General features: G+C 70.7%; 13 protein-coding genes. 9 read left to right on the top strand and 4 right to left on the bottom strand.

Going from position 1 to position 20,653, the window contains the following annotated elements; all coding sequences use genetic code 11:
- Nucleotides 1–26 precede the first annotated feature (26 nt).
- The 5 genes from ACGFIM_RS38390 (at nt 27) to ettA (ending at nt 11,068) form a co-directional block, all read left to right on the top strand.
- On the top strand, nt 27–3,215 hold the full coding sequence (locus tag ACGFIM_RS38390; RefSeq protein WP_393211469.1) for a dynamin family protein: 3,189 nt from the start codon (nt 27–29) through the stop codon (nt 3,213–3,215).
- Nucleotides 3,212–4,846, top strand: coding sequence for a GTP-binding protein (locus ACGFIM_RS38385; RefSeq protein WP_393211466.1), 1,635 nt, complete (start codon nt 3,212–3,214; stop codon nt 4,844–4,846). The genes ACGFIM_RS38390 and ACGFIM_RS38385 overlap by 4 nt, the downstream gene beginning before the upstream one ends.
- Before the next feature lie 825 nt (nt 4,847–5,671).
- Nucleotides 5,672–6,349, top strand: a complete 678-nt coding sequence (locus tag ACGFIM_RS38380) for a single-stranded DNA-binding protein (RefSeq protein WP_393211463.1) — start codon at nt 5,672–5,674, stop codon at nt 6,347–6,349.
- A gap of 622 nt (nt 6,350–6,971) precedes the next feature.
- On the top strand, nt 6,972–8,807 hold the full coding sequence (locus ACGFIM_RS38375) for a diguanylate cyclase (RefSeq protein ID WP_393211460.1): 1,836 nt from the start codon (nt 6,972–6,974) through the stop codon (nt 8,805–8,807).
- Between the two features lie 596 nt (nt 8,808–9,403).
- Entirely contained in the window at nt 9,404–11,068 is a 1,665-nt protein-coding gene (gene ettA, locus ACGFIM_RS38370) for an energy-dependent translational throttle protein EttA (RefSeq protein ID WP_393211457.1), read from the top strand.
- 956 nt (nt 11,069–12,024) lie between these two features.
- On the opposite strand, the gene ACGFIM_RS38365 is transcribed toward ettA, so the two are convergent.
- Complete coding sequence (locus tag ACGFIM_RS38365) at nt 12,025–13,347, bottom strand: MFS transporter (protein WP_393211454.1); 1,323 nt, start codon at nt 13,345–13,347, stop codon at nt 12,025–12,027.
- Nucleotides 13,348–13,510: 163 nt separating this feature from the next.
- Here ACGFIM_RS38365 and ACGFIM_RS38360 point away from each other — a divergent pair, with 163 nt between their 5' ends.
- The 3 genes from ACGFIM_RS38360 (at nt 13,511) to ACGFIM_RS38350 (ending at nt 15,665) form a co-directional block, all read left to right on the top strand.
- Nucleotides 13,511–14,023, top strand: a complete 513-nt coding sequence (locus ACGFIM_RS38360; RefSeq protein WP_364057836.1) for a VOC family protein — start codon at nt 13,511–13,513, stop codon at nt 14,021–14,023.
- 110 nt (nt 14,024–14,133) lie between these two features.
- Complete coding sequence (locus ACGFIM_RS38355; RefSeq protein ID WP_393211450.1) at nt 14,134–14,541, top strand: Zn-ribbon domain-containing OB-fold protein; 408 nt, start codon at nt 14,134–14,136, stop codon at nt 14,539–14,541.
- Nucleotides 14,538–15,665, top strand: coding sequence for a thiolase (locus ACGFIM_RS38350; protein WP_393211448.1), 1,128 nt, complete (start codon nt 14,538–14,540; stop codon nt 15,663–15,665). Before ACGFIM_RS38355 ends, ACGFIM_RS38350 begins: the two co-directional genes overlap by 4 nt.
- Before the next feature lie 164 nt (nt 15,666–15,829).
- On the opposite strand, the gene ACGFIM_RS38345 is transcribed toward ACGFIM_RS38350, so the two are convergent.
- Nucleotides 15,830–17,953, bottom strand: coding sequence for an acetate--CoA ligase family protein (locus ACGFIM_RS38345; RefSeq protein WP_393211445.1), 2,124 nt, complete (start codon nt 17,951–17,953; stop codon nt 15,830–15,832).
- Nucleotides 17,954–17,958: 5 nt separating this feature from the next.
- Nucleotides 17,959–19,131 (bottom strand): acyl-CoA dehydrogenase family protein, encoded by a 1,173-nt coding sequence (locus ACGFIM_RS38340; RefSeq protein ID WP_378784741.1) that lies wholly within the window; start codon nt 19,129–19,131, stop codon nt 17,959–17,961.
- A 91-nt stretch (nt 19,132–19,222) separates the two neighbouring features.
- On the opposite strand from ACGFIM_RS38340, the gene ACGFIM_RS38335 reads away from it, so the two are divergent.
- On the top strand, nt 19,223–19,837 hold the full coding sequence (locus ACGFIM_RS38335; protein ID WP_393211441.1) for a TetR/AcrR family transcriptional regulator: 615 nt from the start codon (nt 19,223–19,225) through the stop codon (nt 19,835–19,837).
- Here ACGFIM_RS38335 and ACGFIM_RS38330 read toward each other — a convergent pair.
- The gene (locus ACGFIM_RS38330) at nt 19,834–20,652 is read right to left on the bottom strand and encodes a MaoC/PaaZ C-terminal domain-containing protein (RefSeq protein ID WP_393211438.1); all 819 of its coding nucleotides are present in this window, start codon (nt 20,650–20,652) and stop codon (nt 19,834–19,836) included. The two genes, ACGFIM_RS38335 and ACGFIM_RS38330, sit on opposite strands and share 4 nt — an antisense overlap.
- Nucleotide 20,653 lies beyond the last annotated feature (1 nt).

The raw sequence follows: 20,653 nt of genomic DNA, 5'->3' as shown, positions 1-20,653 counted from the left end.
GGCCCGAGTCGCCCGGGGAGCAGACAGTGAGCTTCCGCCCGGTGACCGACGAGGACCCTTCCGAGGTCCACGACGACACCGCCCCCGGCCGGGATCCGGGCGGGGGCGCGGACGCTCCTGCCCGCCGGCCGTCCCGCAAGGCCGACGTCCTGGCCGACGTCCTGGACGACGAGCCCGCGTCGGAGGCGCCCGCCGAGAGCGCGCGCGAAGACGCCGCCCAGCCCGCCCCGGACGGAGAGCCCGCCTCCGCGGCTCCGGCCTCCGTTCCTGAGAGCGCCGTTCCTGAGAGCGCCGTTCCTGAGAGCGCTGTTCTTGAGAGCGCAGAGCCCGAGAGCGCCGAGCCCGCGACCGAGGCGGAAACGTCAGCCGCGGAAGATGCGGTGGTGGCCGATGCCGGTGAGTCCGAGACCGGCCGGGCCGATGAGGCCGGAGGCGCCGCCTCCGCAGGGCGTGAGGCGACTGCGGGAGCCCGCGGCGGCCTCAAGGCCGAGGTGGCCGACGTGCTCGCCAAGGTGGCCGCCGCCGGCCTGCCGGTCGACACCGACCTGGCCGCGATCAGCGGAGCCGTGCAGGACCAGAGCGCCGGGGACATCAGCGCAACCGCGCCGGACCAGGGCGCCGAGGACGACGGCGGCGAGCCGGCGTCCGGCGAGCCGGCGTCCGAGGAGGCGCCCGCCCGCCCCGAACAGCCCGCTTCCCCCGGACCTTCACTCTTCGAAAAGCCGAACGTGCTGCAAGACCCCTCGACGACCGACAGCCCTCCAGCGGAGCTCCCGCCACCGGCGCCAGGCCGGTCGGCCGCGGCTTCCGGCCCCCGTACGTTGTCCGGCGATGACCGGCCCCTTACCGCGGACGGTGACGGCGCGGCGTCCGATGACGGGACCTCATGGGCGTTCCGTCCGGCGCGCAAGGTCGATCCGCAGCCCGAGCCGTCTTCGGGACGCCCTTCGCTGTTCGAGAAGCCGGCCGCGCTGCGCCGGCCCGCACCGCCCGGCGAGGGGCCGTCGCTTCCGTCCACGGACGCGCCGTCCGTGCCGTCGCTCGACTGGCCGTCGTTCCCGTCCATCGACGCCCCGGCCTCCGGGGCTGCCTCCGCCGCGCCTGAGCCGCCGTCGGGGCGCCCTTCGCTGTTCGAGAAGCCGGCCGTGCTGCAGCGGGAGGACACCCGGGAGGCCGTTCAGGAGACGGAGGAGTCCGTACGTACGGACTCCGCCGAAAAGACGGAGAGCGGCGAGAGCGCCGCGCCCCAGGAGCCGGAGGGCGAGCCGGACTCCGCCCCGCAGTCCGGCACGGCCGAGCAGTCCGGCACGGCCGAGCAGTCCGGCACAGCCGAGCGATCCGGCATGGCCGAGCGATCCGGCCCCGGCGAGCAGTCCGGCACGGCCGAGCGATCCGACACGGCCGAGCAGTCCGCCTCCGAGGAGCGGTCCGCCTCCGAGGAGCGGGACGGCTCAGGCGACCGCGCGGACGGCGAGGCGCGGCCCCAGGAGGCGGACAGCGCGCCGGAGACCGGGGAGGGCGACGACTCCTGGCCCGGCGTGTCGCCGCCCGGCCCCGGCGAGCGCGTGGAGGAGCTGCCGCCCGAGGTGGTCGAGGCGCTCACCTCGGCTCTGAACGCCCTCCGCGAGACCGTCGCCGAGGTGCGCCTCTGCGAGGACCTGCCCGGTGCGGCCGAGGCGCGCCAGGCGCAGCAGGCGCTGCTGGCCCAGCTCGAGAACTACGTCGTCCCGAGGATCAAGACCAGCACGGCCCCTGCGCTGATCGTGGTGGCGGGCTCGACCGGCGCGGGCAAGTCCACGCTGGTCAACAGCCTGGCCGAGAAGAACGTCTCGCGTACCGGCGTACGCCGCCCGACCACCGGGGTCCCGGTGCTGGTCTGCCACCCGGAGGACCACAAGTGGTTCGCCGAGGGCGAGCTGCTGGGCGGCCTGCGGCGGCTCGACAAGCCGGTCCCCGATGCCGGCCTGGACAGCGTGGTCATCGTCCCGACCGAGAAGCTGCCGCAGGGCGTGGCGCTGCTCGACACCCCCGACATCGACTCGGTGGTCGAGGAGCACCACGAGATCGCCCGCCGCATGCTCGACGCCGCCGACCTGTGGATCGTCGTGACGACCGCGGCCCGCTACGCCGACGCCCCGGCGTGGAATGTGCTGCGCCTGGCCAAGGAGCGCGGCGCGCGGATGGCCATCGTGCTGTCGCGGGTGCCGGAGAAGTCGGCCGACGTGGTGCTGAAGCACTTCGTCCGCATGCTGACCGAGTACGGACTGGGCGAGATCGAGCGGTTCATCATCCACGAGTCGAAGGTGACCGACGGCAGGCTGCCCGACAGCGAGGTGACGGAGCTGCGGCTGTGGCTCGCGGAGCTGTCGGTGGACGAGGCGCGGCGGGCGCAGGCCGTACGCGAGACGCTCAACGGCGTGCTCAACAGCTTCCGCACCCGCGTGCCCGCGCTGGCCAAGCACCTGGAGGCGCAGGCCGCGCTCAGGGCGGAGCTGCGCAGCGACATCGACACGGCGTTCACCGCCGCGATGCGCGAGATCGACGCCGCATCGAAGAACGGCTCGCTGCTGCACGGCGAGGTGCTGGCCCGCTGGCAGGACTTCGCGAGCTCCGGCGACCTGATGCGGGCGCTGCACCTGCGCAGGAAGGGCCGGGCGGCCAAGCAGGCGCCGGAGCGGGTGCTCGCGTTCAAGGCGGCGATCAGGTCGGGGCTCGAATCGGTGATCGTGGCCGCGGCCAACCGCGCGTCGAAGGAGGTGGCGGCGCGCTGGCGGCACCGTTCGGAGCTGGGGGCCAAGCTCGGGGAGGACCTCGACAGGCCGTCGGACGACCTCGTACGCCACGCGGGCCGGGCCATCGCGTCCTGGCAGGACCACCTGGGCGAGCTGGTGCGCACGGAGGGCGTGGCCAAGCGCTCCGTGTCGAAGATCGTCTCGTTCGATCCCGAGTCGCTGGCCCTGATCTTCATGGTGGCCATGTTCAGCGGGGGCAACGGCGAAGGCGTTCCGCACCGGCTGGTGAACGCCCTGCTCGGCGCCGAGTCCCTGCGCGGCATCGGCACCAAGGCGTTCAGCGATCTGCGGGCCAGGATCGGCATGCTCTTCGACGAGGAGGCCATGCGTTACGTGAAGGCGCTCGACTCCGCCGGCATACCGGACGAGTCCGTCGCAACCCGCCTCTACCAGGCAACGTACAACCTCGAGGTCGCTCGATGACCACCACGACCACGACCACGACCGCCCGGCCCGGGCTCGCTCAGCGGCTGTCCGCGCTCGCCAAGGTGGTGGAGCACGGCCAGGGGCGGCTCGAACCGAAGCTGCTCGAAGAGGCCAAGGCGCTGCTGTCGCGCGCCGGCGATCGGCTCAAGCTGTCGTCGGAGCACACGGTCGTCGCCCTCGCGGGCGGCACCGGCAGCGGCAAGTCGTCGCTGTTCAACGCCATCTCGGGGCTTGAGCTGTCGCCCACCGGCGTACGCCGGCCCACCACCGCCCGTACCCACGCCTGCGTGTGGGGGCTCGACGGCTCGGGCCCGCTGCTCGACTGGCTGCAGATCCAGTGGCGCCACCGCTTCTCCCGGGCGAGCGCCCTCGACAAAGGCGACAGCCAGCTCCACGGGCTGATCCTGCTCGACCTGCCCGACCACGACTCGATCAGGGCGCTCACCGACACCGAGGCCGACCGGCTCATCGGGCTCGCCGACCTGGTGGTGTGGGTGCTCGACCCGCAGAAGTACGCCGACGCCTCCACCCACCGCCGCTACGTCACCGAGCTGGCCGGGCACGACGCGGTCACCGTGTTCGCGCTCAACCAGGCCGACCGGCTGACCACCGAAGAGCTGGCCGAGCTGGTCATCGACCTCAACGACCTGCTGCGCAAGGAAGGCGTCGAGCACCCGAGCGTCGTACCGACCTCGGCCGTCACCGGACGCGGCATCGAAAGCCTCAAGAGCGTCATCGCCACCGCGGTCGCCCGGCGCCGCGCCGCCGTCCAGAAGCTCGAAGCCGACCTGCAGCGGCTCGAACGCAAGCTCAGCCAGGCCATGCCGCTGGGCGAGGCCCTGTCGGTGCCGTCCTCGGTCGACGAGGCCCGCCGCATGGGGCTCACCGACGCGCTCTGCGACGCCGTGGGCGTGCCGGCCGTCGGCGAGGCCATGGAGAACATGTACGCAGAACGGTCGAACCGCTACGTCGGCTGGCCGTACCCGCGGTGGGTGGCGAAGTTCCGCGCCGACCCGCTCAAGACGCTCAAGCTCGACGACATCGCCCAAGAGATCCGCGGCATCAGTACCACCTCCGTCACCGCACAGTCGGCCGAGGTCGCCAACGCGGTGCAGGCCCTGGCCGACGGGCTGTCGGCGAGCATGCACCCGGTCTGGCGCACGGCCGTCTACAAGGCGGCGCGGTCGCGCTCCCGGGACCTGCCCAAGAAGCTCACCGACGACCTCGCCGAGGTGGCGCCGCAGCTCGACCGCGTACCGATCTGGTGGTGGCTGCTGAAAATCTGGCAGTACCTGCTGGTGGTGGCGTTCGTGGCCGGGCTCGCCTGGCTCGCGGTCGGGCTGCTCATGCCGGACCGGCTGCCGCAGTCGCTGGAATGGCTCGGCGACAGCACGACACTGCCATGGGTGGGGCTCATGACGGCGTCCGTCCTCGGACTCGGCGCGCTGTCCGGCATCGCCTCCCGCAACTTCGTCGAGCTGGGGGCGTCGCGGGAACGCGAACGCCTCGAACGCGAGATGCGCCGCCGCGTCGGCGCCGTGTCCGCCACGATGGTCGTGGAGCCGGTGGAGCAGGAGCTGAAGCGGCACCACGCGTTCTACACGGCCCTGCGGGACCTCTCGGTCTGAGCGCCTGGGTGCTTGCTCCCTTGCTCCGTACGAGCAGGCACCCCACCACAGCCGACCGACCTGCGCCACGTTCCCCCAGGCACACGTTCACTGCGGCCGGGTCCAAGGGGCGGCGGCTCCGCTCCGACGGGGGAGCTTGGTGCCTGGCGGCTGATCGGCCTGTGCCATGTTCCCCCAGGCACACGTTCACTGCGGTCGCGTTCAGGAGGCGGCGGTCCCGTTCCGATGGGGGAGCTTGGTGCCTGGCGGCTGATCGGCCTGTGCCATGTTCCACTAGGCACACGTCCGTCACAGCCACGTTCAAGAGCCGGCGGCCCCGCTCCGACGGGGACACTTCGTGGCCCACGGCCGCCTCAGTCACTCCCGTTGATCGCAGCGGCCGATGGCTCACTGGGCTGTGGGCGTCTTGCGGTCGAGGGCCGCTTCCCTGCGCCGTTACAGCCGCTCGCAATGAGCGATGGCCCGCTTGAAGACGGACACTCTCAACCGCGCGCCCCCTTTTTCGCAGGCGTAAATCCACGAACGGACCCCGATGGAATCGGACGGGCGGAACCCCGCGGGCGGAATCGTGCGGGCGGGGTTGGACGCGCGGAGTCGAGCGGGCGGAATCGTGCGGGCGGAGTCGGACACGCCGAATTGCGCGGGCGGAGTCGGATGTGCGGGGTCCAGCCGGCGCAATCGCTGGGGCGGGACCGCTATCCACAGGCGGAGCCGCGTTCCTCTCCCCATCCACAGAACCCCGTTCGGAGCCTCCGCCCCCTGCCCTTCCCCGGCACCCTATGGCCCAGGTCGCGGGCACCCCGCCCGCCGCATGGGAGGCACGGAATGAACGACATCTACATCACGCTCACCGGAAACGTCGCAGCAGAGCCCAGGCAGTACAGCTTCGACGACGGCACCAAGGTCACCTCTCTGAAGGTCCTCACCGCACACCGCTACTTCGACAGGAAGACCGGCCAGTGGACGGACGGCGAGAAGGTCTGCTTCACCGTCCGCTGCTGGCGCGCCCTCGGAGAGAACGTCGCGGCCTCCGTACGATCGGGCCAGCCCGTGGTGGTGTCGGGCAAACTCCGCATCCGTGAGTTCGGCGCCGAGGGAGACCGCCGCTTCATGCCCGAGATCGAGGCCAGCGCCGTCGGCCACGACCTGCGCTGGGGCACGGGCGTGTTCACCAAGCCCGAACGCGGCGGCATCGGCTCGCTGAGCAAGGAGATGCGCGACAAGCTCGACGAGGAAACCCGCGACTGGGCCATGGGCCACAGCCCCGCCCGCGCGACCGCTTCGGCAGCCTCCGCCGCTCTCCGCCCGGTCGACAACGCGGACAGCGTTGCAGACGCCGACCAGCCACAGCCGCCCGCCTCGGAGACCCGAACCGAAAAGGGCAAGGTCCGCACGCTGGGCACGAACAACGACAGGGTCCGCATCCTCAGCGCCACCGACACGACCGACACCGACACCGGAAAGAAGGAACGCCCAGCGACAGACAAGCGAGCAGCCGCGTAACCCCCGCAGGTCAAACCGCACCCCACTGCTGGTGTCGGTGTAACGACACCCTGGCAGTGCGATGCGGTTTGCTCAGCCGCCGGTTGCGCGGTGTGACGACACTCTGCGGGCGAGACGAGGAGCCGGGGGAGGGGGTACGGGCAGGGCGCCGGCTCGGGGAGCCGGGGAGGGGGTACGGGCAGGGCGCCGGCTCGGGGAGCCGGGGAGGGGGGACGGGCAGGGCGCCGTGGACGGGGAGCTGGGGGAGGGGTACGGGCGCTGGGGGCGAGGAGAGGAAGGGGAGTAGTGGGGGGAGATCGGGGCGGAGCTGCAGGTCGCGACGGCGAAGATGGGGTCTGGCTGGAGCGGGAGGTATTGGGAGAGGGAGGGGGCACCGGCCGGAGTTTGTGAACGCCCCCGAGAGACGGCCAGTGGCGTGTCGTCGCCCGCCTCAGTGGGCTCGGGCGCCTGTCATGTCCAGGTCACGCCCCGCTCCATGGTCGCTCCTTTCCGACACGGCTGTCCGTCATGGCCCGCTCGCGATCTGAGCAGGTGCGGTCATTGCCAAACGTATCGGTTCCCATCGCACATCGCACACTCCGCAATTATTGTGTTACACATCGTTAGTCAGAGAGGAGACGAGATGGCGGTGACCGGTCACGCCTCGATCAAGCCTCGCGACGGTGTGTCAACAGCGGCCGATCGCTGGCCGTTGCTAGGGCAACGCCGCCCCCTGGTCGGCTACCTGTGCGCGATCGTCACTCTGGATCTCCTGGCTATCATTCTGCTCTCGGCGTCCACCACCTTCCACTGGTGGGACGTGCTGACGTTCGCCGCCCTCATGGCGTGCGGCGCCGTCTGCATCGAGGCGACCCGGCGGCTCGGCATGCCCGCCGGGGTGTCGCGCGACCTGCTGTCGGCCTGGTGGCTACCGGTGGCGTTGCTGCTGCCGCCGGTGTACGCGATCTTCGCCCCCATCGTGCTGCAGGTCCTGCTGCAGGTACGCGTACGCGCCACCGTCCTCTACCGCCGGGTCTTCAGCTCGGCCGCCATCGGGATCGCCGGGTGCGCGGCGTCCCTGATGTTCCACTGGTTCGTCCCCGACCCGATGGTGCTGACGCGGGGGAGTCCGGTGCCGCTCTTGTTCGCGGTGGCCGCCGCCGCGGTCTTCTCGCTGCTCAACACCGGCCTCATCGCCATCGCCGCTCACACCGCCGACCCCGACATGAGCTGGCGGGAGGTGCTATGGGACCGCGAGAGCGTGCTGCTGGACGTCGTCGAGCTCTGCCTGGGCATCCTGGTCGCGATCGCCTGCGGTCTCAACCTGGCCCTGCTGCTCTTCACGCTCCCGCCCGTGGTGCTGTTGCAGCGCAGCCTGCTGCACGCGCAGCTGCAGGCGGCCGCCCGTACGGACGCCAAGACCGGGCTGCTCAACGCGGCCGCCTGGCAGCGTGAGGCCGACACCGAGATCGTGCGGGCCCGGCGCACCGGCGAGTCGCTGGCGCTGCTCATCATCGACATCGACCACTTCAAGCGCGTCAACGACGCGCACGGCCATCTCGTCGGCGATCAGGTGCTGGTCGGGGTGGCGTCCACGCTGCGCAGCCAGTTGCGCGATTACGACGTGGTGGGCCGGTTCGGCGGTGAGGAGTTCGTGGTCCTGCTGCCGGGCGCCGACATCGACGAGGCCCGCCGCGTCGCCGAACGCCTGCGCGTGCACATCAGCCACATGGCCGTCCCCGTCGAGGACACGCTGGTCAAGGTCACGGTGTCGACGGGCGTGGCGTTGATGAGCATCCACGGTGACGACCTGATCGACCTCCTCGCGGCCGCCGACCTGGCGCTGTATCGGGCCAAGGAGCTGGGGCGGGACCGCGTCTGCATCCCCGCGATCCAGCAGTCCCCTCCTCCTCCCCGAGCCCCGTCTCCACAGACTCCACAGACTCCACAGTCTCCGCTTCCTCCGCAGGCTCCGCCCCTTGAGCCCCTGCCTTCGCAGGGTTCGTCTGGTGAGTCTGTGCCGCCCGAGGTTCCGCCTGCTTCGGGTTCATTTTCTGCTCAGGTGCCGCCTTTCGGGTCTCGGTCTTGGCGGGCTCCTTCTGGTGAGTGTGTGTCGCCCGAGGTTCCGCCTGTTCAGGGTTCGTTCTCTGCTCAGGTGTCGCCTTTGGAGTCTCGGTCTTGGCGGGCTCCTTCTGGTGAGTGTGTGTCGCCCGAGGTTCCGCCTGCAGAGTTCTTGTCTTCGCAGGGTTCGTCTGGGCAGCTCGCGCCGTCCCAGGATCCGTCTCTCCAGCCTTCGCTTCCTCCACAGGCTCTGCCTCCGCAGTCCCCGCATCCGCAGTCATCGCCTTCGCAGGCCCTGCCTCCTCACACCCCGTCGCCGCGTGAGATCCCTGGCGACGACGTTCCGCAGGATTCCGACCCCGGTCCAGGCTCCGGCCTCGGCCTCGATTCCGGCTCCGATCCGGACCCCATGTCTTGATCCGTCCGCCGGCTGATGTGTTCGGCGGTTGACCCGTCCGTCAGTTGATCTGCCCGTCGGCCGACTTGCTCGCCGGCTCTCCCGTTCTTTCTGTGCTCCCTCCTCCTGTGTCTGGTCTGCTCGCCCCTCCTGTGTCTGGTCCGTTCACCGGTCCTTCGGTACTCGTCAGTCCTTCTCGTCTGGTTCGGCTGCATCGTCGCCGTGGGTTGTGTCAGCGCTGTCAGGGGTGGCGGGCACTGGCCGCCGGAGCGACCTGGTAGCGGCCGTTGCAGGGCCGTTTCGTCCCGTTCCTTTGGTCAGAGCCCGTCCGGGTCGCGATGGGAACCGGCTGCGGGCGCCCGGTCGCTGTTGGATGTGCGGGCGGTCGCGGTGACGGGTCGCGTTGCATGTGTCGGCGGTCGGTGAGCGGTCGCTGTCTCATGTGTCGGTGGTCGGTGAGCGGCGGGCCGGGTCTTGCGGCAGGGTGTTCTCGTACGGCGTTATGACGTGTGTTCGTGCACGTCGGCGGCCGGTGAGCGCGGCGTGAGGCGGGGACCGCGGCGGGCGGGGCTGAGGAGCGGCGGAAGCCCGGGTTGAGAGCCCCTAAGCTAGATGGCATGCCGGAGTACATCTACACGCTGCAGCGCGTGCGCAAGGCGCACGGCGACAAGGTTGTCCTTGACGACGTCACGCTGTCGTTCCTGCCCGGGGCCAAGATCGGCGTTTTGGGGCCGAACGGCACCGGGAAGTCGACGCTGCTCCGGATGATGGCCGGCCTGGAGCAGCCGTCCAACGGTGAGGCCAAGCTGATGCCGGGCTTCACGGTCGGCATGCTTCAGCAGGAGCCGCCGCTCAACGAGGAGAAGACCGTCCTCGGCAACGTGCAGGAGGGCGTCGCCGAGACGATGGCGATGCTCCAGCGCTACAACGAGATCGCCGAGCAGATGGCCACCGACTACAGCGACGAGCTCCTCGAGGAAATGGGCAAGCTGCAGGAGCAGCTTGAGCACCGCAACGCGTGGGACCTCGACAGCCAGCTCGAGCAGGCCATGGACGCGCTGCGCTGCCCGCCGCCCGACGCCGACGTGACGAAGCTGTCCGGTGGTGAGCGCCGCCGGGTCGCGCTGTGCAAGCTGCTGCTCGAGGCGCCCGACCTGCTGCTGCTCGACGAGCCCACCAACCACCTCGACGCCGAGAGCGTTCAGTGGCTCGAGTCGCACCTGGAGAAGTACCCCGGCACCGTCCTGGCGGTCACCCACGACCGCTACTTCCTCGACAACGTCGCCAACTGGATCCTGGAGCTCGACCGGGGCCGTTGCTACCCCTACGAGGGCAACTACTCGACGTACCTCGAGATGAAGGCCCAGCGTCTGAAGGTCGAGGGCCAGAAGGACGCCAAGCGCAAGAAGCGCCTGGAAGAAGAGCTGCAGTGGGTCCGGTCCAACCCGAAGGCCCGCCAGACCAAGAGCAAGGCCCGACTCCAGCGCTACGAGGAGATGGCCGCCGAGGCGGAGAAGTACCGCAAGCTCGACTTCGAGGAGATCCAGATCCCGCCGGGCCCGCGCCTGGGCACCACGGTGATCAAGGCGGAAAACCTCACCAAGGGCTTCGGCGAGCGCCTCCTCATGGAGAACCTCACGTTCGACCTGCCGCGCAACGGCATCGTCGGCGTCATCGGCCCGAACGGTGTGGGTAAGACCACGCTGTTCCGCATGATCACCGGTAGCGAGACGCCCGACAAGGGCACGATCACCATCGGTGAGACCGTCAAGATCTCGTACGCCGACCAGGCCCGGGGCGGCATCGACCCCAACAAGACCGTCTGGGAGGTCGTCTCCGACGGGCTCGACCACATCAAGGTCGGCAACGTGGAGATGCCGTCGCGCGCGTACATCGCGGCGTTCGGGTTCAAGGGCCCCGACCAGCAGAAGAAGGCCGGCGTGCTGTCCGGTGGCGAGCGCAACCGGCTCAACCTGGCGCTCACCCTCAAGCAGGGCGGCAACGTGCTGCTGCTCGACGAGCCCACCAACGACCTCGACACCGAGACCCTGTCGTCGCTGGAGAACGCGCTGCTCGACTTCCCGGGCTGCGCCGTGATCACCTCGCACGACCGGTGGTTCCTCGACCGCATCGCGACCCACATCCTGGCTTGGGAGGAAGGGTCGAGCTGGTTCTGGTTCGAGGGTAACTTCGCCGACTACGAGAAGAACAAGGTCGAGCGGCTGGGGCCCGACGCGGCTCGCCCGCACCGCGTGACGTACCGCAAGCTCCACCGCGACTGAGGCCTCTCGCCGGCGGCGGCCGTCCGCTTTTTGCGTCCCGGCGGCGGCTGTCCGCGTACTCTTGCCGCCGGTGGCTGTCCGCGTCCTCTGGCGCCGACGAGTGTCTGCGTTCTCTGGCGCCGACGGTTGTCTGCGGGTGGTCGTCGGGTGGTCGTCGCCCCCGCGGACATTCCAGGTGTGCGGTATTAGGCGTTCCGAGCTGCAATCCGCCTCACGGTGGTCCTCTGGGGCTCCGGCGGGGGTGGAAGGTGCCGCCCTGCTCGAAAACTCCGGCATGTGCAGGGCGGCCGATCGGCTCGCCATCTGGCCCGGGGGTTGTGCCGTCTTTGCGCGATCCGGGTCGCGCCGTCTTTGCGCGGTTGGGGTCGTCGCCTTTGTGTGATTCGGGCCGGCCGCGGCTTGCCGTCGGTGGTCCCGCAGCGCAGGTAGCCGCCGTCGTCGGCTGCCGCTCTCCCCTCCGTAGCCGCCGGGCGCCGCTCCGGGCCGCTCAGGGGCTGGAAGCTGTCGCCTGAGGAATTCGCTCGCGCCGAGACCCGGTGCCCCGGGCACGGAGCCTGCTGCTCAGCACCCAGCTCGGCGGAGCGGGTAGTTCGGGGGAGGAACTTGGGCGCTGTGCGCGTGGTGGGTGAGCGCGCAGCTCGGCGTTGAGCGGGGGCCTGGTGCTGTGCACGGGGTCTGGCGATGGTGTGGAACTCGGTGCTGTGCGGGGGATGGCGCTCGTGTGGAGCCTGGTGCTGCGCGCGAGGATCGGTGCTGTGCGGGGGCCTGGTGGTGGGTGCGGGGTCTGACGCCGAGTGCTGAGGTTCGCGCTGTGCCCGGGTTCAGTGCTGGGTGTGGAGTTCGGCGCTGAGTTTTGGGCCCGGTGCGGGGTTTGGTGTTGAGCGCGGGGTCTGGTGGTGGGTTGGGGTGTGCGGAGCCCGGCGTGGGGCCGGGCTCGCGGACTCGTACGGCCGGCGTCACGCCTCCGCTTTCCCGACGCCCACCGTCGCCGCCGGTACGGGCTGGGCGGGGCGGCGCCAGGGGCCGTTGAACATCAGGATGGCGGGGATGAACAGGACGAGGCAGCCGAGGGCGACGAACAGCCACGTCTGCCAGTTGGTGGCCTCGACGACGTGCGGGATGACGAGCAGCCCGACCACCGCGATGCCCTTGCTGAGGAATCCGAACAGGCCCCACGCGGTGCCCTGCAGGCGCGGGTCGGCGTCCTCGGCGTCTTCGGAGTAATTGGCCATCCAGGGGGCGTACGCGACGCCGAGGGAGCCGCCGAGCAGCGCGCCGACGACCATGAGCAGCCCGGTGGAGACGTTCTCCTGGCCGAGTGAGAAGGCCAGGTACGCGGTGACGAGGACGGCCGCGATGGTGCCGCCGAGCGAGAACGGCTTGCGCAGCTGCGTACGGTCGGACAGGCGGCCGGTGACGATGAGCGTGATGAGGTTGAGGCTCCAGAAGGCCGCCATGATCGTGGAGGCTTCGGCGCTGCTGATGCCGAGCGCGCCGACCAGCATGGTCTGTCCGAACAGCGACAGCGTGATGTAGAGGACGAGCCACAGCGAGATGCCGACGACGTGGGCCCAGATGTTGCGGCGGCTGAACAGCGAGCGCAGGGTCGGCGGCTTGGCGAGGTCCACGACCTGGGTGGCGGCGCGTTCGGTGTGCTGGATCCTGGCCCGCAGCTCGGGGGAGAGGTCGGCGATGTTGAACGCGATGACGATCGAGATGACCAGCGAGAAGCAGCCCATGATGACGAACTGGGAGCGCCAGGAGTCGTTGAAGATGGGCAGCGTCCAGCCCGCGATGGCGGCGGCGAGGAAGTTGGCGCCGACGGGGCCCCACGTCCAGAAGCCGAACGCCTGAGCGCGTCCGAGGCGCGGCGAGAAGTCGCGGATGAGCGGCGCGGTGCTGGCCATGGCGACGCCGTCGACGAACGCCAGCACGATTCTGACGATCAGCAGGTCGCGCGGGGTGTGCACGAGGGTCATGGTGAAGCAGAGCACCGCGGTCAGCGCCATGAGGGGGATGAGCAGCCGGACCCGGCCGAGCCGGTCGGTGAGCCGGCCGCCGATGATGGAGGCGATCGCTCCGGTGATGGCGGCGCCGCCGGACACGGCGCCGTACGTGGCCAGCGACATGTCGAGGTCTTTGAGGAGCAGCGGGACGACGGGCGCGATCTGCCCTTCGTACGAGCCGATGAGGATGGCCAGCACGGCCATCGCGAGGATCTTCATGCGTCGGGCGCCGGTGGGGTACTCGTCGAGCTCACGGACGTAGGACAGCCTCATGGCCAGCCTTTCTGGTCGGGTCTTGACCCCCGTGTAGTTCTAGAAGGCGCCTCTAGAATCTATTTCTGCGATGCTGCCTCTCACATGGGACTCCGTCAAGAGTGAAGAGCCCGTCCGTTGCTAGAATGAAATTCTAGGATTGCCGAGAGCGAGGAGCCCCCGCGTGAACTTGGAACTGGACGGCCTCGACGTGCACTTCGACCACACCGCCGTGGCGGCGCCCCGGATCAGGGATCTGCTGCCGATCTACCGCGACCTGCTGGGCGGTCGCCACCTGGGCGGCGGCGGTGACAACCTGCGCGCCGGTTATCGCACGCTGCAGCTCACGTACGGCAACGGCGGCAAGGTCGAGCTGATGGAGCCGCTGGCCGGATCCACGTTCTTCGACAGCTTCTTCGAGCTCACCCGGGGCAGAGGCGGCGTCCACCACCTGAACTTCCACGTTTCCGACATCGACGCGGCGGTCGCGAAGCTGACCGAGCGCGGCTACCGGCTGCACGGTCTCAACCTGTCGGATCCGCGCTGGCAGGAGGTGTTCCTGCACCCCAAGGAGGCGCACGGCGTGCTCATCCAGCTCGCCAAGCCGGGGCCACGCGAGCCCGGCGAGGAGCGCCCGACGCTCGAGGACGTGCTGGCCGGCCGCGGCAGGAACGGCAACGGCATCCCCAGTCCCTGAGCATCCGCCCCGGTCCTCGTCCGTCTCCGTCGAGCCTTGCTTGCGGCCTCTTGAGCGGTTGTAGAACTTAGATCTAGAGTTGAATTCTAGAACTAGGATTGGGGAGGCCGATGAAGCCGGCACCTAAGCCCACACCGGAGACCCGGCCGTTCTGGGACGGGACGGCCGCGGGCGAGCTGCGGATCCAGCGCTGCACGGCATGCGAGCGCCACTACTTCTACCCCCGGCCCAGCTGCCCGCGGTGCGGCGGTGACCAGGTCGAGTGGGTCCGCGCCAGCGGGCGGGCGACCTTGTACTCGTACGTGATCAACCACCGCCCCGCGCCGGGGTTCGAGGACGAGGCCCCGTACGCGATCGCCGTCGTGGAGCTGGAGGAGGGCGTGCGGATGATGACCAACATCGTGGGCGTGCCCAACGACCCCGAGCATCTGGAGCTCGACATGGAGCTGCAGGTGGTGTTCGAGCGGCGCGGCGATGTGACGGTGCCGCTGTTCGAGCCGGCCGGAGGTGCCCGATGACCGTGGTGATCGCCGGGGCCGCCGAGACCGACGAGGTGGGCCGCCTGCCCGGCCACTCCACCCTGCAGCTCCACCTGGAGGCCGCGAGGAACGCGCTCGCCGACGCGGGCATGACCATCCACGACATCGACGGCATCGCCACGGTCGGCACGCCGGGCCCGATCCAGGTCGCCCACGCCCTCGGCATCACACCCGCCTGGCTGGACGGCACCGGCGTGGGCGGCTCGTCGTTCCTGTTCCACGTCCGGCACGCCGCCGCCGCGATCAAGGCGGGGATGTGCCACACCGTGCTCATCACGCACGGCGAGTCGGGGCGCTCGCGGGTGGGCGCAGGCCGGTTCGGCATCGCGCCGGACTCGCTGCTCGGCCAGTTCGAGCTGCCGTACGGGGTGATGGGCCCGACCACGTCGTTCACGATCACCGCGCTGCGCTACATGAAGGAGACCGGGCTCACGCACGAGCAGCTCGCCGAGGTCGCGGTGGCGCAGCGGCGCTGGTCGCACCTCAACCCCAGGGCGATGTACCGGGACCTCATCACGGTCGAGGACGTGCTCGCATCGCGCATGGTCGCCTACCCGTTCCACCTGCTGGAGTGCTGCCTGGTGACCGATGGCGGCGGCGCGCTGATCGTCACCACGCCGGAACGGGCCCGTCGCTCCCCGGTCTACCTGCTCGGCTCGGGGGAGGCGGCGGAGTCGCCGCTGATCTCCCAGATGGAGGACTTCACCACCTCGAAGGGCTTCCGGCTCTCGGGGGAGGCGGCCTTCGCCGAAGCGAAGATCACCCATGAGGACGTCGATCACCTCATGGTGTACGACGCCTTCGCCCACGTGCCCATCTACGGGCTGGAGGATCTGGGCTTCGTCGGGCGTGGCGAGGCCGGGGCGTTCATCGCCGAGGGCCACACCTCGCCGGGCGGCCGGCTGCCGATGAACACCAACGGCGGCGGGCTGTCGTACACCCACACCGGCATGTACGGCATGTTCGCCATCCAGGAGTCGGTACGCCAGCTCCGCGGCGAGGCGGCGGCGCAGGTACCGGGCGTCGAGGTGAGCGTGGTGCTGGGCAACGGCGGCATGTTCGCCTCGGCGGCCACGCTCGTGCTCTCCAACCGCCTGCCCTGAAACGGCCCCGGCGGGGGAGGGCGCACCTCTCCCGCCGGAGCCGCTTCAGGCGTAAGGGGGTGGCGCCCGGCCCTCCGGCCGCGCGAGCCCGGCCAGGGCCGCCCAGGGCCGGGCGCGCCCGGCCGGAGGGCGACCCGGGCCAGGGCCGGGCGCGCCAGGCGGGGTCAGCGCCAGGTCACCAGGGCGTCCAGCGCCTCCACCTGAGACCCCGTGACGAGCAGGGGATTGATCTCCAGCGACTCCAGCGCGTCGCCCAGCGTCTCGGCGAACCCCGCGATCCGCGCCACCACGTCGGCCACCGCGTCGAGGTCAGCGGCCGGTCCGCCGCGCACCCCGTTCAGCAGCGAGGCTCCGCGCAGCTCCGACAGCGCCGTGCGCACCTCGGCCGCGTCCACCGGCAGCACGCGCAGCGCGGTGTCGCGCAGCACCTCGACCCAGACGCCGCCGAGCCCCACGGCCAGCGTCAGCCCCCAGGCGGGGTCGCGGACGACGCCGACCAGCAGCTCGATCCCGCCCTCGCGCTGTGGCTGGACGAGCACGCCGTCGAGCGACGGCACGGCGGCGGCCACCTCGCGGTAGGCCCGCCGGACGTCCTCAGCGGAGCCGAGCCCCAGCCGGACCCCGCCGACGTCGCTCTTGTGCCCGAGCCCTTCGGCGGCGGCCTTGAGCACGACGGGATGGCCGAAGCGTTCGGCGGCGGCCACCGCCTCGGCCTCCGAGCGGGCCAGCTCGGACGGCACGACCGGCAGCCCGGCCGCGGCGAGCAGCGCCGCCGCGCGGTGTTCGGCCCACACGCCGTGCGCGCCGGGCGGGCGCCCCGCCTCGCCGGCGTGGGGGAGCGCTCGGGGCGCGGACGGCGGCCCGGTGCGGGGGATCGGCTCGGGACGCGACAGCAGCCGGGCGCGCGTGCGCGACCACCGGACGGCGGCCCCGATGGCGGTCATGCCGTGCTCGATGCCGCCCGCCACGTACGGGAACCCGGTCTCCTGCTGCACCTGCCGCCCGAACGCGGTGACGTCGGTGAGCACGTTGCTCACCACCACGACCGGCACCCGGGAGGCGGCGATGCGCTCGGCGCTGGCGCGGTACTGGGCGAGCACGGGGGCGGGGTCGGGCGGTGCGTTCTTGGGCGGCTCGGACAGCAGCATGACGAGGTCGATGTTCGGGTCGGCGGAGACCGTCTCCAGCGCGCGGCCGAGCAGGGTGCGGTCGATGAGCACGTACCCGGTGACGTCGAGCGGGTTCTGCACGGTGCCGAACGACGGCACGATCTCGCGCAGCCGCTCCACGGTCTCGGGCGCGAACGGCGGCAGCTCGAGGCCTTCGTCCTCGGCCCGGTCGGCGATGATCTCCGAGGCGCCGCCGGACGGCGTCACGACGCCGACGCGCGGCCCCGGCAGCGGCCCGCAGGCGGCGAGCAGCCCGGCGGTGATGATGAGGTCTTCCAGCGACCGTACGCGGATCACGCCGAGCTGGCGCAGCGCCGCGTCGATCACGTCGTCGTCGCCGACGAGCGCGCCGGTGTGGGCCTGCGCGGTGTGCGAGGCGAGCGTGCTGCGGCCGATCTTGAGCGCCACGATCGGCTTGCCCGCCTCCAGCGCCCGCCGCGCGACCCGGGAGAACTCGGCCGGGTTGCGCACGGTCTCCAGGAACAGCGCGATGACCCGGGTGGCCGGGTCGTCGATGAGGTAGTCGATGACGTCGGTGACGCTGACGACGGCCTCGTTGCCCATGGAGGTGAGCAGGCTGATGCCGACGTTGCGGGCCTGCGCGAAGGAGAGCACGGAGCTGGCCAGCGCGCCGCTCTGCAGCACCACGCCGACCTCGCCGCGCAGCAGCGGCGGCTGGATCGGCAGCCCGTACGGGGTGATGCCGGCGGCGGCGTTGATGTAGCCGTTGCCGTTGGGCCCGAGCACGGTCAGCCCGTGTTCGGCGGCGAAGCCGGCGATCTCCGATTCGAGCCGCGCGCCTTCCTCGCCGGCCTCGCCGAACCCGGCCGTGAGGATCACGTAGCAGCCGATGCCGAGTTTGGCGCCTTCGCGCAGCACGCCGAGCACGGCCGCGGTCGGCACCATCACGTAGGCCAGGTCCACGGGCTCGGCGATGTCGGCGAGGCTCTTGTGCGCCGGCATGCCGTGCACCACGCCGCCCCGGGGGTTGACGAGGTGCACGGGCCCGGGGAAGCCGTGGGCGCGCAGGTTGTTGAGCGTGCTGACGGACCAGCCGGACTTGTCCGTCGCGCCGACCAGGGCGATCGAGCGCGGGTTGAACAGCTCGCGGACGGACATGCCGCTCACTCTCCGATGAGGCCGAGCTTGACGTGCCCCTTGATGAGGTTGCGGGCGATGGTGCGGCGCTGGATCTCGTCGGTGCCCTCGAAGATGCGCAGCAGGCGCAGTTCGCGATACCACCGCTCGATCGGCAGCTCCTTGGTGTAGCCCATGCCGCCGTGGATCTGCAGGACGCGGTCCACGACCTGGTTCGCCATGACGGCGCCGTTGAGCTTGGCGATGGAGGAGGCGTGCCGGGCGTCCATGCCCTGGCTCACCCGCCAGGCGGCGTAGAGCGTGAGCCACTTGGCGGCCTCGATCTCCACCTGGGAGTCGGCGATCATCCACTGGATGGCCTGGTAGTTCGCGATGGGCTGGCCCATGGACTTGCGGATCTTGGCGTAGTCGATGGCCATCTGGAGCATGCGCTCGGCCGAGCCGATGGCGCGGGCGGGGATCATGTAGCGGCCCTGGCCGATCCACTGCATGGCCAGGTCGAAGCCCTTGCCCAGCTCGCCCAGGATGTTCTCCTCGGGCACCCGTACGTCCTCGAAGACGAGAGAGGCCGGCCCCCACTGGCCCATGGTCGGGATCGGCTCGGACTTCCAGCCCATGTCCCTGTCCACGAGGAAGCAGGTGACGCCGTACCCCTCGGCGACGGCGAAGACCATGACGAAGTCGGCCTCGTTGCCGCCGGTGATGAACGTCTTCTCGCCGTTGATCACCCATTCGGAGCCGTCGCGGACCGCGCGGGTGCGGATGTTGCGGGCGTCGGACCCGGCCCCCGGCTCGGTGATGGCGAAGCAGGAGCGCCGCTCGCCCTCGATGGTGGGGATGAGGTAGCGCTGCTTCTGCTCCTCGGTGCCGGCGTACAGGATGTTGTCGGCGCTGCCGCCGAACGAGAACGGCACGAACGTCCTGCCGGTCTCCATGGCGATGATCGCGGACATGATGGGGCCGAGCGCGGCGCCGCCGTACTCCTCGGGCGTGTTGATGCCCCAGAAGCCCGACTTCCTGGCCTTCGCGCGCAGTTCCTTCAGCACGTCGGGGGAGAGCCCGGGGCGGCCCTCGCGCTCATTGCGCAGGACCTCCGGCTCCAACGGCATGACCTCCTTCTCGATGAAGGACCTGACGGTGTCACGGATCTGCCGTTCCTCGGGGGTGAGCGAGAAGTCCACAGCCGCCTCCCTGGGCATTTCTAGAATCGTTCTCTAGGAAGAGGTTCTAGCCTTCGTGTCCCAGTGTCAAGAATCTGATTCTAGAATTAGCTGCGCTACGATTACCGGCATGGCACGCAAGTCCTCGTGGGAGTGGAGCCGTTCGGCCCAGACCCGCAAGAGCATGCTGCAGGCCGCGCGGGAGGTCTTCAGCGAGCACGGCTTCGCCGACTCCAACGTCTCCGACGTCGTCGCACGCGCCGGCTCCAGCGTGGGCAGCCTCTACCACCACTTCGGCGGCAAGACGGAGCTGTTCCTCGCCCTGTACGAGGATCATCAGGCGGCGCACGAGCAGGCGTCGGCCGCCAGCGTGGCCAAGGCCAAGAAAGAGGGGGTCACCGATCCGGTCGAGCTGCTGATCGCGGGCGCGCGGGCCTACCTCGCCGGCGCGTGGGAGCGGCGTGACCTGGTCAGGCTCTTCATCGACGGCGACGGACCCCCGGGCTTCGAGCTGATCCGCCGCACCCGCGGGCGCGAGTGGGTGCGCCAGAACGCGGTGCTGCTCGGCGCGGGCGGCGACCCGCTCGACCGGTTCACGGTGGCCGTGCTGACCAGCATCATCGGCGAGGCCGCCCGCGAGGTCGCCACCTCCGACAGCGAGGAGGAGGCGCAGGAGGTCATCGAGGCGGCGGTGACGCTCATCCGCCGCCTCGACCCCCTGAAGGCGCTGCGCGAGGACGACTAGACGATCGTCGCGCGGCCCCGGTCGATCACCACGGTCCCGTCGTCTTTGGCGGTACGGAACAGCACGTCCGTGCCGTCCACCCAGATCGAGACGGTCAGCGACTCGCCCGGGAAGACCGGGGCGGAAAAGCGCCCCGACATGGCCTTGAACCTGGCCGGGTCGGAGCCCGCCACGGTGTGCAGCAGCGCCCGCCCGGTCACCCCGTACGTGCACAGCCCGTGCAGGATCGGCCGGTCGAACCCGGCCCGCGCGGCGAACTCGGGATCGCTGTGCAGCGGGTTGTAGTCGCCCGACAGCCGGTAGATGAGCGCCTGCTCGGGGCGGGTCTCGTACGTCACCTTGTGGTCGGGCGCCCGGTCCGGCGCCGCCCATGGGTCGCGCGGCCCGCGGTCGCCGCCGAAGCCGCCCTCGCCTCTGATGAACACCGAGCTGCGCGAGGAGATCACGAGCTCGCCGGTGTCGATGTCCATGGCCCTGGACTCGGAGACCACCAGCGCGCCCGAGCCCTTGTCGTAGATGCCGGTCACCTTCGACGTGGTCCGCACCCCGCCCGCGGGCGGCAGCTCGCGGTGCAGCTCGAAGCCCTGCTCGGCGTGGACCAGCATGGCCGGGTCGAAGCCGCCGAGCCGACGCCCCGGCGCCTGCGCGGCCAGCACCGCGAACGTCGGCAGCACCCGCTGCCCCTTCTCCGTGGTGAACTCCAGCTCCGAGACGCCCGCGCCGACGCCGAGCGCGTACAGCATGGTGTCCTTGGCCGTCCACGTGCGCTCGTACGGCTCGCTCTCCACGCCGATGACGCTGTGATCGAGTGGCATG

The organism is Nonomuraea sp. NPDC049309, assembly GCF_043196965.1.
Lineage (GTDB): Bacteria > Actinomycetota > Actinomycetes > Streptosporangiales > Streptosporangiaceae > Nonomuraea > Nonomuraea fastidiosa.
Note: the sequence above shows the minus strand (reverse complement) of the source record. Positions and strands in the feature narration are given on the sequence as shown.

Coding starts and splice junctions, on each gene's coding strand:
- ACGFIM_RS38330 (WP_393211438.1), bottom strand. CDS start 20,652: ATGCCACTCGATCACAGCGTCATCGGCGTGGAGAGCGAGCCGTACGAG.
- ACGFIM_RS38340 (WP_378784741.1), bottom strand. CDS start 19,131: ATGCCCAGGGAGGCGGCTGTGGACTTCTCGCTCACCCCCGAGGAACGG.
- ACGFIM_RS38355 (WP_393211450.1), top strand. CDS start 14,134: ATGAAGCCGGCACCTAAGCCCACACCGGAGACCCGGCCGTTCTGGGAC.
- ACGFIM_RS38380 (WP_393211463.1), top strand. CDS start 5,672: ATGAACGACATCTACATCACGCTCACCGGAAACGTCGCAGCAGAGCCC.
- ACGFIM_RS38345 (WP_393211445.1), bottom strand. CDS start 17,953: ATGTCCGTCCGCGAGCTGTTCAACCCGCGCTCGATCGCCCTGGTCGGC.
- ACGFIM_RS38375 (WP_393211460.1), top strand. CDS start 6,972: ATGGCGGTGACCGGTCACGCCTCGATCAAGCCTCGCGACGGTGTGTCA.
- ettA (WP_393211457.1), top strand. CDS start 9,404: ATGCCGGAGTACATCTACACGCTGCAGCGCGTGCGCAAGGCGCACGGC.
- ACGFIM_RS38335 (WP_393211441.1), top strand. CDS start 19,223: ATGGCACGCAAGTCCTCGTGGGAGTGGAGCCGTTCGGCCCAGACCCGC.
- ACGFIM_RS38365 (WP_393211454.1), bottom strand. CDS start 13,347: ATGAGGCTGTCCTACGTCCGTGAGCTCGACGAGTACCCCACCGGCGCC.
- ACGFIM_RS38350 (WP_393211448.1), top strand. CDS start 14,538: ATGACCGTGGTGATCGCCGGGGCCGCCGAGACCGACGAGGTGGGCCGC.
- ACGFIM_RS38385 (WP_393211466.1), top strand. CDS start 3,212: ATGACCACCACGACCACGACCACGACCGCCCGGCCCGGGCTCGCTCAG.